The 13,029-nt window shown below is 70.1% G+C and carries 12 protein-coding genes; 5 read left to right on the forward strand and 7 right to left on the reverse strand.

The genetic code is table 11. The features are described 5' to 3' along the window. Genes FY549_RS01620 through FY549_RS01640 form a run of 5 tightly spaced genes read right to left on the reverse strand, consistent with a single transcriptional unit; the run spans nt 1 to nt 5,440 of the window. Nucleotides 1-708 (reverse strand): HAD family hydrolase, encoded by a 708-nt coding sequence (locus FY549_RS01620; protein ID WP_149083533.1) that lies wholly within the window; start codon nt 706-708, stop codon nt 1-3. Beyond that, nucleotides 705-1,844 (reverse strand): TIGR03364 family FAD-dependent oxidoreductase, encoded by a 1,140-nt coding sequence (locus tag FY549_RS01625; protein ID WP_149083534.1) that lies wholly within the window; start codon nt 1,842-1,844, stop codon nt 705-707. The genes FY549_RS01620 and FY549_RS01625 overlap by 4 nt, the downstream gene beginning before the upstream one ends. Continuing rightward, nucleotides 1,841-3,631: a phosphonate ABC transporter, permease protein PhnE gene (gene phnE / locus FY549_RS01630; RefSeq protein ID WP_149083535.1), complete on the reverse strand. Its 1,791-nt coding sequence runs from the start codon at nt 3,629-3,631 to the stop codon at nt 1,841-1,843. Before phnE ends, FY549_RS01625 begins: the two co-directional genes overlap by 4 nt. Beyond that, on the reverse strand, nt 3,628-4,455 hold the full coding sequence (gene phnC, locus FY549_RS01635; protein WP_149083536.1) for a phosphonate ABC transporter ATP-binding protein: 828 nt from the start codon (nt 4,453-4,455) through the stop codon (nt 3,628-3,630). Before phnC ends, phnE begins: the two co-directional genes overlap by 4 nt. A 28-nt stretch (nt 4,456-4,483) precedes the next feature. After that, nucleotides 4,484-5,440 carry a phosphate/phosphite/phosphonate ABC transporter substrate-binding protein gene (locus FY549_RS01640; RefSeq protein ID WP_200838664.1) on the reverse strand — a complete coding sequence of 319 codons (957 nt, stop codon included), beginning with the start codon at nt 5,438-5,440 and terminating at the stop codon, nt 4,484-4,486. A gap of 137 nt (nt 5,441-5,577) precedes the next feature. On the opposite strand from FY549_RS01640, the gene FY549_RS01645 reads away from it, so the two are divergent. Next, nucleotides 5,578-6,321 (forward strand): GntR family transcriptional regulator, encoded by a 744-nt coding sequence (locus FY549_RS01645; RefSeq protein WP_259614181.1) that lies wholly within the window; start codon nt 5,578-5,580, stop codon nt 6,319-6,321. A 214-nt stretch (nt 6,322-6,535) separates the two neighbouring features. On the opposite strand, the gene FY549_RS01650 is transcribed toward FY549_RS01645, so the two are convergent. Beyond that, nucleotides 6,536-7,678: a sensor histidine kinase gene (locus tag FY549_RS01650; protein WP_149083537.1), complete on the reverse strand. Its 1,143-nt coding sequence runs from the start codon at nt 7,676-7,678 to the stop codon at nt 6,536-6,538. A gap of 226 nt (nt 7,679-7,904) precedes the next feature. On the opposite strand from FY549_RS01650, the gene FY549_RS01655 reads away from it, so the two are divergent. Next, nucleotides 7,905-8,558: a response regulator gene (locus FY549_RS01655; protein WP_200838663.1), complete on the forward strand. Its 654-nt coding sequence runs from the start codon at nt 7,905-7,907 to the stop codon at nt 8,556-8,558. Nucleotides 8,559-8,567: 9 nt separating this feature from the next. On the opposite strand, the gene FY549_RS01660 is transcribed toward FY549_RS01655, so the two are convergent. Then, entirely contained in the window at nt 8,568-9,431 is an 864-nt protein-coding gene (locus FY549_RS01660) for an EamA family transporter (protein ID WP_149083538.1), read from the reverse strand. Between the two features lie 229 nt (nt 9,432-9,660). On the opposite strand from FY549_RS01660, the gene FY549_RS01665 reads away from it, so the two are divergent. From FY549_RS01665 to FY549_RS01675, 3 genes are read left to right on the forward strand one after another with little or no spacing between them, the layout of a single operon-like run. Further along, nucleotides 9,661-10,944: a M18 family aminopeptidase gene (locus tag FY549_RS01665; protein ID WP_149083539.1), complete on the forward strand. Its 1,284-nt coding sequence runs from the start codon at nt 9,661-9,663 to the stop codon at nt 10,942-10,944. A gap of 44 nt (nt 10,945-10,988) precedes the next feature. Then, entirely contained in the window at nt 10,989-12,428 is a 1,440-nt protein-coding gene (locus FY549_RS01670) for a purine-cytosine permease family protein (RefSeq protein WP_149083540.1), read from the forward strand. Continuing rightward, entirely contained in the window at nt 12,425-13,012 is a 588-nt protein-coding gene (locus FY549_RS01675) for a cysteine hydrolase family protein (RefSeq protein ID WP_200838662.1), read from the forward strand. Before FY549_RS01670 ends, FY549_RS01675 begins: the two co-directional genes overlap by 4 nt. The last annotated feature ends 17 nt before the right edge of the window (nt 13,013-13,029 follow it).

The raw sequence follows: 13,029 nt of genomic DNA on the forward strand, positions 1-13,029 counted from the left end.
TCAGCGGACGCTGACGGCGGAGAGGAGGTCGCGCTGGGCGAGAGCCGCCCGCAGCGCCGTGACGTCCGAGAGCACCGCATGGGCGCCCGCTCCGCTCAGCGCGGCACGGTCGTGGGCTCCGGTGAGCACCCCTGCGACGAAGCCCGCCCCGGCGCGCCGACCGGACTCGACGTCGCTCACGGTGTCGCCCACGACGGCCACGGCCCGCACTGCCGACGTCTGCGTGCGCAGCAGAGCGGTGAGGACGAGGTCGGGCGCCGGGCGCCCGCGGCCGGCGTCCACCGGCGAGAGCGCGAGGTCGATCAGCCCTCCCCACCCGAGGCCGTCGAGGATCGCCTGCCTGGTGACGGGAGCGAATCCGGTCGTCAGCACCACGGCGAGGCCCGCATCCTTCACGCCCTGGATCGCGTCCGCTGCACCGGGGATCTCCGCGACCCCTTCCTCCGCGACGATCTCGGCGTAGGCGTCCTCGAATGCCACGGTGGCCGCCTGCGCCGCGGTCGCGTCGCCGCCGGCGAGGTGGAGGAAGACGTCGAACTTGGACTGCCCCATCGTGTCACGCACGTGGCGGAGGGCCTCATCCCAGGGCATGCGGTCGGTGACGCCGGTGCGCTCGGCGGCTCGCCGGAACGCCTGCTCCACCACCCCGTCGTCGACGACGGTGGTGCCGGCCATGTCGAGGACGACGAGTTCGATCGGAGTGGTCATGGTGTTCCTTCCAGAGCGGGGGTGCCGCCGAGGGCGGCGGTGAGGTGCAGGTCGGCGAGCCCGAGGCCGCAGGTCATGCCGATGCCGGTCGTGGCGGCGAGCACGAGGGCCCCGTCGTCGCCATGGTCGACGAGGAACTCGCCGGGAGCCTTCGCGTACACGCCCTGCCAGCGCTCGATCACGCGCGGCACCGGCATGTCGAAGAGGATCTCGGCTTCGCTCAGGAACGCCGTGAAGGCGGCCTCGGGCTGGAACGGCGCGGGGGCGGCGTCGGTGGCGTGGGAATCGCCGAGGATGAGCGTGCCGTCCGGAAGCTGTGTGTACATCTGGTTGAGGTCGAGGGCCGCGAGGTCGGGGCGTTCGGCGTGCAGGCGCTGGCGGAGCGCGCGGGCCTCGGGTGCGTCGGCGAACCTGCCGTACCGGATGAGGGACCAGCCGGTCAGCAGCGGAGCGGTCAGCGGCCGGGGGAACGAGACCGCCGCCCGCATCATGTCCAGGGCACAGCGCACGACGCCGTGTCGCTCGGCGACCTCAGGCAGGAGCTGGTCGATGTCGTGGTTGACCGCCACGACGATCAGCCCGGCGTCGATCCTGCCGCGCGTCGTCTCCACCCGGCCCGTGCCGAGTCCGGTCACCGCGGTCCGGAAGCGGAACTCGACGCCCCGCGACCGGAGGTGACGCACGATGGCCGTCGCCGCGGTCCGCGGGTCGGTCTGCAGGTCGGCCTCGACGAGCGCACCGCCGACGAGGCTGTCCCGACGCAGCGGGGCACGGCGGAGGAGCTCGTCGGGCTCCAGCATCCGGATGCCCCCGTCGCGTGCCGCCGCGGTGAGCACGGCGAGTTCGTCCTCGTTTCGCGCCGCGACCAGCGTGCCGGACTCGCGGAGCCAGAACCCGGCGTCGCGGGCGAGCCGGAGCCAGAGCTCACGGGAGGCGTCCGCGTATCGGCGCGCCTCGCCGCCCTGCGCACCGATGCAGAGGTGCCCGAAGTTCCGGATCGTGGCCCCGGTCGGAGCCGCGCTGCGGTCGACGACGACGACACGGAGCCCCCGGCGCACGGCCGCGTCGGCGGCACCGAGTCCGACGATGCCCGCCCCCACCACGACGACGTCCGCCGCCTGATTCGTCGTGTTCATCGGAACACCTTCCTCATCCACATCGCCACTCCCTCGACCGCGAGCACGGTCACGAGGATCATCAGCACGATCGCGGTCACGGTCTCGTAGCGCGATCCCTGGCTGGCGTTCAACAGGTAGTAGCCCACCCCGCCGCCGCCGACGATGCCGAGGATCGTGGCCGCGCGGATGTTGGTGTCGAGCATGTAGAAGCTGTGTCCGATGAGTGCGCGGGTGCCCTGGGTGAGCGTGGCCGACGTGTAGGTCTGCAGGCGCGTGGCACCCACCGCCTTCAGCGCGCGCTCTGGTCCGCGATCGACCTCCTCGAAGGAGTCGGCGATGAGCTTCCCGAGCAGCCCGATCCCGCCGATCGCGAGCGCGATGACCCCCGCCTGCGCGCCGAGACCCGTGATGACGACGAGGACGATGGCGAGGATGAGCTCGGGAATGCCGCGGATTCCCACGAGAAGCAGGCGGGCCGTGCCGCGCCCTGCCGGACTCGGGGCGACGTTCCGGGCGGCGAACGACCCGAGCAGCAGCGACGGCAGGAGGGTGAGGACGGTGGCCGCGAGCGCGATGGCGACGGTCTCCCGCATGGCCTCGAGCATCGCGACGGTGTCGTAGCTCCCGAACGACGGAGGCCAGAACCGGGCGGCGACATCGGGCAGCTTGGCCCAGAAAGTGAAGAGATCCGACCAGGTGATCTGACTCACGACGACGCTGCCGATCACGATGAGCACCGCAGCGATCCCCGCGGCGGTGTGCCGCGCCCGCTGCGCCGTCCACGGGCGTCGCACCGCGGTCTGCGGGCTCGCGGCCCACGCGGGTCGATCGGGCGCTGGCGTGACGGGGCGCCGCCGTAGGCGCGGATGCACGATCCGGTCCATCCAGGACCGCGTCTGCTTCTGCTCCCCGAGCATCGCACCGCGCACCATGCTGGAGATGATCTCCATCACGATGCAGAGGACGAAGATCACGAGTGCGATCCCGAGCCCTTTGCCGTAGTTCAGGGATTTGAACGCGTAGGACATCTCGAGCCCGAGGCCCGCGACGCCGACGTAGCCGAGCACCACACTGCCGCGCAGGTTGATGTCGTTGCGGTGCAGCACCGTGGCCACCCAGCTGGGCAGCACCTGCGGAAGGATCCCGGCGGTGAACTCCTGGAGCTTCGAGCCGCCCGCCGCCCGGATCGCCAGGCGCGGCCCTTCGTCGATCTGCTCGATGGCATCGGCGAACATCTTGGAGATCATGCCGATCGAATGGATGCCGATGGCGAGGATCCCGGGGAGCGTGCCGAGCGAGAACATCAGCACGAACGCCATGGCCAGCACGACGTCCGGCAGCGCACGGGTGAGGACGCCGAGGAACCGGGCGACTGCTCGCCAGCCCGCGCCCGGGGTGGTGTTCGCGGCGGCGAGGTAGGCGATGGGCACCGAGAGCACGGCGGCGAGCAGCGTTCCGACGAGCACGAGGCCGACGGTCAAGGCGATGAGCCACGCGAGGTCGGCCGGCTCGGGGAAGGAGAGCCCGCCGACGCGCGCCAGGAAGTTCTCGGCGTTGCCCCAGCTCTGCGCCATCGCGGGGATCGAGATCCCGACATCGCGCACCGCGAGGATGCCCAGCACGACGAGCAGGACGAGCGTGAGGCCGGCGGCGATCCGCTCCGGCGAGATCGGCTGCTTCGGCGCCCGGTCCGCGACGCTCCCGCCACCCCCGTGGGCCGCTGACCCGCCCTGCGTCGCTGAGCCGCCCCCGTGGGTCGCTGAGCCTGTCGAAGCGCCCCGCGTCGAGGCTTCCACCGCCGTCATGACGCCTCCACCGTGGTCACGGCGTCGACGAGCTCCACCTGCACAGCGCGGATCTCGGCCGTGGTCGTCGCGACGCGTCCGTAGATCTCCATCACCTCGGCTTTGGAGAGTCCGTCCGTCGGGGTGTCCAGGACGACCTCGCCGTGCCGGAGACCGACGATCCGGTCGGCCCATCGGATCGCGAGGTCGACCTGGTGCAGGCTGCACACGACGGTGAGCCCTTCGTCCGCGGCGATCTCGCGGATGAGCGCCATCACCTGCTCGCTCGACTCCGGGTCGAGGGAGGCAACGGGCTCATCCGCGAGCAGGATCGCCGGCTTCTGCATGAGCGCCCTGGCGATCGCGACGCGCTGCTGCTGTCCGCCGGACAGCGTGTCGCTGCGCTGGTAGGCGCGGTCGAGCAGGCCGACGCGGTCGAGGTGCTCCAAGGCGGTGAGCTTCGCGGCCCGCGGATAGCTCCACAGCCCGAGCCGCGGCCCGCGCATCCGGGAGAGCGATCCGGTCAGCACGTTCTCCAGCACGGTCAGTGAGGGGACGAGCTCGAACTGCTGGAAGATGAAGCCCACGCGGCTGCGGAGCCGACGCAGCCCGCGGCCGTTCATCGCGGGGACGGCCGCGCCGAGCACCTCGACAGCGCCGGAGCTGGGCAGCTCCAGGCCGTCGAGGTGCCGCAGCAGGGTGGACTTACCGGAACCGGAGAGGCCGAGCAGCACGACGATCTCGCCGCGCGCCACCTGGAGTGAGACATCCTTCAGGGCGGTGGTGCTGCCGAAGGTCTTGGTGACGCCGTCGAGGCGGATGAGGGTATCGGGTGCCGCGGTCATGGCTTCTCCTGTCGTCAGGCGCGGGGCGTCAGCCCTGGCACTGCTCGGCGTCGGTCTCGGCGCAGATGTCGCGGATGAGGTCGTAGTACGCGTCGTCCACCGGCTTGGTGGCGAAGAACACACTGCGGAACGCGTCAGAGTCGGCGCTGTCGATGCCGGCCGCGATGATGTCGTCGATCGTGACCTCACCGAGACCGTCGACGAGCTGCTGCGCGACGTCATCCGGAAGGGACGAGGAGTACACGAGCGGGGCACCGGGAACCATGGTCTCGGCGATGACCTTCACCTTGTCGGACTTCTCGACCTCGGAGTCCTCGGCGAAGCCGGCCTCGCACTCGACGCCCTCGCCGACCTTCTGCACGCTGACGTCGTGCTTGCCCGCGAACACCGGGGTGATGTCGGTCTTCGGGTCGACACCGGCCTCGATGAGGTTGTACGACGGGAAGAGGTAGCCGGACGTCGAGGACGGGTCCACGAAGCAGATCTTCTTGCCCGCGAAGTCCTCGAGGCGGGTGATGTCGCTGTCCGCCGGGACGATCGCCTGCGAGTAGTAGCCCGGCTCCTGACCCTCCTCGGTGACGATGGAGGAGATCGGGGTGAGCTTCGCGCCGTTGTTGGTCGCGGTGACGTAGGTGAAGCCCGAGAACGAGGCGACGTCGACCTTCCCGGCCACGGCCGCCTCGATGAGCGCGGCGTAGTCGGTGGACTCGTGGTACTCGACGGTCTTGCCGGTGACCTCGGCGATGTAGTCCATCAGCGGCTGGTAGTTCGTCTCGGTGTCCACCGAGTCCGGTACGACGCCGAAGACGAGCGTGTTCTCGTCGACGGCGTAGCCGTCGGCCGACGGTGCATCGCCCGGGGCGTCGGTGGCGTCGGCCGATCCGGAGCAGGCGGCGAGACCGAGCGCGAGGATCGCAGCGCCGGCGAGGGCGGGGAGAGCGCGGAGCTTCATGAGGACCTTTCGGAGGTGGGAGGGGTGATCCACGGATGACTCTCTCAGTCCGCTCGGCGAGATGTATACCTATCTCGGAAGAGTTCAGGCGGCGTTCACCCGCCATTCGCTTGGGTGAATACGGTCGGAACACCGTGCCGAGACGGCGCGTGACGAAGTAATGTACCTATGTGGCCGAAGCTGTGTACACCCAGATCGCCGACGACCTGCGCACGCGGATCGTCGGCGGCGTCCTCCGTCCGGGAGATGCGGTCCCCACCGAGGCGGAGTTGGCGCACTTCTGGCGGACGTCCCGCGGCCCGATCCGCAACGCGCTGGCCGCGCTGCGTGCCGAAGGCCTGATCGAGACGAGCCGCGGGCGACCCGCTCGGGTGGTGGCGCGCAAAGCGAACCAGGCCGTGGACGTCTCGGTGCCGTTCACCCGCTGGGCGAGGGAACTCGGTGTCACGCCGGGCGCGCAGACGCAGGAACTGAGCTTGCGGCGGGCGGGCGATCTCGGCCCGGCTCTCGGCGTGGCGCCGGACGACACGATCGTGAGCGTGGTGCGGTTGCGGCTCCTCGACGGGCGACCCACCATGTTGGAGCGCCTGTTCTACACCGAGGACGTCGGTCGGCGGCTGTTCGAGGTCGACCTCGACGCGGTATCGATCACGGAGCACCTCGCGTCCGTCGGTCACCCGATCGTCACGCTGCAGCACGTGATCGACGCGGTGGCCGCCGATGAGCAGGACTCCGCGCTCCTTCGCGTCCCGCGAGGGACGCCGATCCTGCGCCTGACGCGGACATCGAGGGACGCCGATGGGCGCATCTTCGAGGCGTCGGAGGACCGCTACCTCAGCGAGGTGGTCCGGTTCACGGTGGCCGCTTCCGGGATCTCGACGGACGGGCACTACATGCGTGCGGTCGGCGGCTGAGGCCGGAGACAGATTCGCGACCGCGGGCGCGGGAGTTCAAGAAGCCAGAAAGATCGCGCCCGCGATCGCAGCGCTGGGGACGCTTTATCTGGGGAGCCTTCAGGATATGTCGGCGCGGCGGAGGCGCTGAAGTGCCGAATGTCGAGACGCTCGTAGACTTTCGTCTACGGTCCGGCGTCGATATCGACGGGCGTCGTCTCAGGATACGCGGCGGTCACACCACCGGCAACACCGCGGAGACGAGCCAGGAGCCCTCCACCTCTCCGGCGCTGAACTCGCCGCTGGCTCCCATGACGCGCTCCGCCATGCGCCCCAGTCCGGTCCGGCTGGACGACAGCTCACGACGGGGCGTCGTCGGCAGCGGGCTGCGGAGGGACAGGTGGGCTTTGTCGTCGTCGACCGTGAGACGGATCTCGACGGTGCCGGGGCCGGCGTACTTCAACACATTCGTTGCCGACTCCCGCACGATGCGCGCGAGGACGATCTCGACCGCTCGTGGGATCCGCTCGTCGCCGGGGTCACCGTCGACGATCACGGTGTGCCCGGCGGCCTCGAACTCGGTCTGCGCTTCCTCGACCGCAGCGATGAGGTCGCCGGTCGGCATACCCGCAGCGCGCGGTCCGTCGTCGGCGAGGTCGATCACGAAGCGGAGGTCGGTCATGGCCTTGCGGGCGGCGACGCGGATCGCCTCCCGGGAGCCATCGCTGGTTTCGGGGTCTTCGAGCATCTGCACGTGCAACGACACCACCGTGAGGTGGTGCGCGATGCTGTCGTGCAACTCGCCGGCGATCCATCGTCGCTCGGCGAGGACGGCTTCCTTCTCCTGCTCAGCCGCAGCCTCCAGCTGACGTTCGAGCCTGCTGCCGCGGGCGAACGCCACTCGAAGGGCGAAGCCCACGGCACCGGACACGGCAGCGAAGACCAGGAAGAGCGCCACGTTGACGCCGGAGCCACCGTCACCGAAAGCGACGAGGGCGGCGGCGACGAGAAAGGCACCGGTGTACGACAGGATCAACGCGGTCCACCCGAGTCGCATGACCAGCCCGGCCGCGACAGCGGCGGCGGTCAGGACCTGGGATTCGGTTCCTGCCAAGAAAGAGAGTGCGAACACGACGCCGAGGGCGCATGTCGCGATAAGGGGTTTCCAGAGGTAGAGGGCGAAGACGGCCGATGACGCGATGCTCACCAGCACGGCCGCCGGGTTCGCACCCGGGGCGACGATGAGTCCGATCACGTCGACGGCGACGGGGATGGAGATGATCACCAGAACGACGATGCGTTCGACGGCGGTGAGCTTCTCGCCTCGACCGAGCCGGAGCGAATCCGCGGAACCGCGGATCGAATGGTCGAAGGCCATGGTTCACTATCTCCTATTCGCCAGGTACTCTAGCGGACGAGACCAAAGAACTTGCCAACCTGCTGCCAGAAAGTCATTACATTCACCTCCGATTTAGTGCCGTTTGTCGATGTCTGTATTCATCTTCTCGGCGGCGCGCGGAGCGCACATCTGGCCTTCGTCCAGACCTCGATAGCCAAAGGTCTACATCCTCAGAGCGCCTGCTTCACGCGGTTAGGCTTCCTCCATGCAGGAAATCCGCGTCGTGATCGTCGATGACGATCCTCTGGTCCGCTCCGCGTTGTCGCACTTCGTGTCGCGCGCGCCCGAGATCACCGTCGTGGCGCAGGCGGAGGACGGCGCGGAGGCCCTCACGACTGTCGAGCGCGAGAAGCCGGACGTCGTCATGATGGACGTTCAGATGCCCGAGATGGACGGCATCGCGGCCACCGCAGCGATCGCCGAGCGCTGGCCCGACGTCCGGGTGCTCGCCGTGACGACGCTGGACGGCAGCGACACCGTGCTCCCCATGCTGAGCGCGGGCGCATCCGGTTATCTGCTCAAGGACTCCAGTGCGGAGGAGATCGTCACCGGCGTGCGCGAGGTGTTCGCCGGCGCCAGTTCCCTGTCGCCGCGCATCGCCTCGATGCTGATCCGCCACGTGCGCGACTCGACTCCTGCCGCCGCCACCGAACCCCTCGAACCGCTCACCGAGCGAGAGGAAGAAGTGCTTCAGTGCCTCGCGAAGGGCATGTCGAATGCCGAGATCGCCAAGGCGCTCATCGTGTCGGAGGGCACCGTGAAGGCCCACCTCGGCCGCATGATGTCGAAGTGGCACCTGCGGGACCGCGTCCAGATCCTCGTCACGGCGGCGCACGCGGGTCTCGTCACCTTCCGTTGAGGCGCGCCCTCAGAGGGCGAGCAGCACGATGCCGGTGAGAACCACCAGTGACGCGGCGATCCGCCACCCGGGCCGCGACTCCCGCAGCACGAAGGCACCGAACAGACTCACGAGCACAACGCTGACCTCGCGCAGGGGCGCCACGAGAGCCACCGGCGCGAGCTGGATGGCCGTCAGCACGAGGATGTAGGACAACGGCGACAGGATGCCGAACGCCAGGATGCGCCGCCATTGTGTGCGCCCCAACGCCAGGACCGCACCCCATCGGCCGCGCACCGCCACCGAGTAGAACGGAACCTGCAAGAGGGTCGTGCCGACCATGAACGCGACCGGCGAGAGCCCCCACTCCCGCACCGCGTGCGCGTCCCAGATCGTGTAGACGGCGATCGCCACGCCGGTGAGGGCGCCGAACAGCAGCCCGGGGTCGATGCGACGCCCGCTCCCCGCGGGCCGACGGTCGACGAACCCGATCGCGACCACGCCGACGATCACCGCGGCGACACCGAGCAGCGCGAGAGCGGACGGCCGCTCCCCCAGCAGCAGCACGGCGACGATGACCGAGAGGAACGGGCCGGTGCCCCGCGCCGTCGCATAGACGGTCGACAGGCTGCCCTCCCGATAGCCGCGTTGCAGCACGGCCATGTAGCCGACGTGCAGGACGGCGGACACCGAGACCCCGAGCGCGAACGAGGGCAGGTCGGCGGCACCGATCCCTCCGGTGAACGGTACGACCCCGACCCACACCACGGTGCTGGCGACGGCACCCCACCACAGGAACGGGGAACCGGCGCGGCTGATGCCGTGCGCGATGACGTTCCACGAGGCGTGGGCGACGGCGGCAGCCAGGACGAGTGCGAGAGCGACAGCGGACACGGCAGACCCTTTCCTCCGCCGCGGGCGCGACGAATGGGGTCCTCCGGGCTTTTGTCCTGTCAGATGACGGTCCTCCTCTGGAGGGGGACCGTGGCGCCGCTCGGACCAGACGGGTGCGGACCCCGGAACCCTAGGCGCTATCGTCACCACCCTATCCCCGACCGAGGTCCGGGACCGGCCTCGGAGCGCGACTACGCTCGAAGGACATCCCGCGCAGGAAGGTCATGCCATGCCCGTCACCCCGGACGCCCTCGCCCACGCCGAAGACCTCGCCGACTTCGTCGCCGCCTCCCCGTCGAGCTACCACGCCGCCGCGGAGGTCGCCCGTCGCCTGGAGGAGGTCGGGTTCACGCGGCTGCAGGAGGAGGACGCCTGGCCCGCGCAGCCCGGGGGCCGGTACCTCGTGGTCCGCGATGGCGCGGCGATCGCGTGGGTGGTGCCGCCGGACGCGACCGCCACGACGCCCGTGCAGGTGTTCGGCGCGCACACGGACTCCCCCGGCTTCAAGCTCAAGCCCCAGCCCACCACCGGAGCCCGCGGCTGGCTGCAGGCCGCGGTCGAGGTGTACGGCGGTCCGCTGCTGAACTCCTGGCTCGACCGGGAGCTGCGGCTCGCCGGCCGACTGGCGCTCGCCGACGGGAGGGTCGTCCTCGCCGACACCGGAGCGCTCCTGCGCCTGCCCCAGCTCGCCATCCACCTCGACCGAGGGGTGAACAACGGCCTCGCGCTCGACAAGCAGACGGAGACTCAGCCGGTCTGGGGTCTCGGCGACCCGACCGAGGCCGACCTACTGGCGGAGCTCGCGACCTCCGCAGGAGTGGACGCCGCCGAGATCCGCGGGTACGACGTCGTCGTCGCCGATGCCGCGCGGGGCGCCGTGTTCGGCAAGGATGACGCGTTCTTCGCCTCCGGGCGGCTCGACGATCTCGCTTCCGTGCACGCGGGCGTCGTCGCCCTCGCGGCGCACGAGGCGGCGTCGGGTGCTCCGATCGCGGTCCTCGCCGCGTTCGACCACGAAGAGCTCGGCTCCGAGTCGCGCTCCGGCGCTGCGGGCCCCTTCCTCGAGGACGTGCTGGAGCGGCTGTACGCCGGCCTGGGTGCCGACGGCTCCGCCCGCCGCCAGGCCTACGCGTCGTCGTGGTGCCTCTCCAGCGATGTCGGCCACTCCGTGCACCCGAACTATGTCGGCCGGCACGACCCGGTCGTCCAGCCGGTCCTCGGCTCCGGCCCCATCCTCAAGCTCAACGCCAACCAGCGCTACGCGACCGATGCGGTCGGCGCCGCGTCCTGGCGGGATTGGTGCGACCGGGCCGGGGTGGTGACGCAGGAGTTCGTCTCGAACAACAGCGTGCCGTGCGGCTCGACCATCGGCCCGATCACGGCGACGCGGCTCGGCATCCGTACGGTCGACGTCGGCATCCCGATCCTCTCGATGCACTCCGCCAGGGAACTCGCCGGGGTCTCGGACCTGCACGACCTGACCCGCGTGACCGGGGCGTTCTTCGCGGGCTGAGACCCGCGGCGCGGAGTGCGGTCGCGGAGTGCCAGGATGTGAGGATGACCGACATCAGGCCGGCTCTCATCGAGCGTGCAGGCATCGAGATCATCCCCGAGTCCGAGCGGATCGCCCAGCCCCGTGACCTGTTCTGGCCGTGGTTCGCGGCGAACGTCTCCGTCTTCGGGATGTCGTACGGCTCGTTCGTGCTCGGCTTCGGCATCTCCTTCTGGCAGGCGACCCTGGTCTCGGTCATCGGCATCGTCGTGTCGTTCCTGCTCTGCGGGCTCATCGCGATCGCGGGCAAGCGGGGGTCTGCGCCGACGATGGTGCTCTCCCGGGCCGCATTCGGCGTGCAGGGGCAGAAGGTCCCCGGCATCGTGTCCTGGCTGACGTCGATCGGCTGGGAGACGTTCCTCGCGATCATGGCCGTGCTCGCAACGGCGACCGTCATCACGCAGCTCGGGGGCGACGGCGACAGCCTCTGGCTGAAGATCCTCGCGACCGTGATCGTCGCCGGTCTCATCGTCGCCGCGTCCGTTCTCGGCTACCACACGATCATGCGGCTGCAGTCGGTGCTCACCTGGATCACCGGTGTCGTCACGATCCTCTACATCATCCTCGCGACACCCGCCATCGACCTCGCCACGGTGCTGGCCCGTCCCGACGGCGGCATCGGCCAGGTCGTCGGCGCGCTCGTGATGGTCATGACCGGGTTCGGGCTGGGGTGGATCAACATCGCCGCCGACTGGTCGCGCTACCAGAAGCGCACCGCGTCCGACGGCGCGATCGTCGCCTGGAACACGATCGGCGGCTCGGTGGCGCCGGTCATCCTCGTCGTGTTCGGTCTGCTGCTCGCGGGCTCGGACGACGACCTCATGGCCGCGATCGCCGCCGATCCGATCGGCGCACTCGCGAGCATCCTGCCGCTGTGGGTGCTCGTGCCGTTCCTGCTCACCGCGGTGCTCGCCCTCGTCTCCGGCGCCGTGCTCGGAATCTACTCCTCGGGCCTGACACTGCTCAGCCTCGGCATCCGCATCCCGCGGCCGTCCGCGGCGGCGATCGACGGCGCGATCCTCACCGCCGGCACCATCTTCGTGGTGTTCTTCGCGACCGACTTCCTCGGCCCGTTCCAGAGCTTCCTCATCACCCTCGGTGTGCCGCTCGCCTCGTGGGCCGGCATCCTCATCGCCGACATCCTCCGTCGCCGCAAGGACTATGACGAGGAGGCCCTGTTCGACAGCCGCGGGCGGTACGGCGCCTGGGACTGGACGTCGATCGGCACCATGGTCGTCGCGAGCGTGATCGGCTGGGGTCTCGTGCTCAACGGCTTCGCCGACGCGGCGCCGTGGAACAACTGGCAGGGATACCTGCTGTTCCTCGTCGGCGGGGCGGACGGGGACTGGGCGTACGCGAACCTCGGGGTGTTCGTGGCGCTGGTGCTGTCGTTCCTCGTGACCTGGTTCGCGCGGGCCGGGAAGATCCGGCGGCAGGAGTCGTGAGCCCGTCGGCAGGCTCCGCTGCACCTCGGCCTGCGGGGCCGGGCGACGCCTGGCTCGTGGTCGTCGATCCGCAGGTGATCTTCGCGTCACCGGACTCGGCCTGGGGCTCGCCCTTCTTCGCCGACGCCATGGTGAACATCCGGCGGCTCGCGGACGCCTTCGGCGAGCGCGTGATCGTGACCCGGTGGCTCCCGACGGCCGACCGTTCCACCTCCTGGGGCGAGTACTTCGCCGCATGGCCGTTCGCCGACCGCCCCGCCGACGACCCGCTGTACGCGCTGGTTCCGGAGGCGGATGGCCTGTCTCCGGAACCTCCCGTGGACCTCCCGACGTTCGGCAAGTGGGGCCCGGAGCTGGAGACGATCGTGGGTCGCGGTGGCCGGATCGTGCTGGCGGGGGTGTCGACCGATTGCTGCGTCGTGTCCACCGCCCTCGCCGCAGCGGATGCCGGAGCACGGGTGACGCTCGCCGCCGACGCCTGCGCCGGCTCGACGGCCGAGAACCACGCCGCCGCCGTGCAGGTCATGAGCCTCTATCCCCCGCAGATCACCGTGACCGACACGGCCACGCTCCTCTCCCCCTGACCCCTCCGCGGCAGCGC

It is taken from the genome of Microbacterium sp. 1S1, assembly GCF_008271365.1.
Lineage (GTDB): Bacteria > Actinomycetota > Actinomycetes > Actinomycetales > Microbacteriaceae > Microbacterium.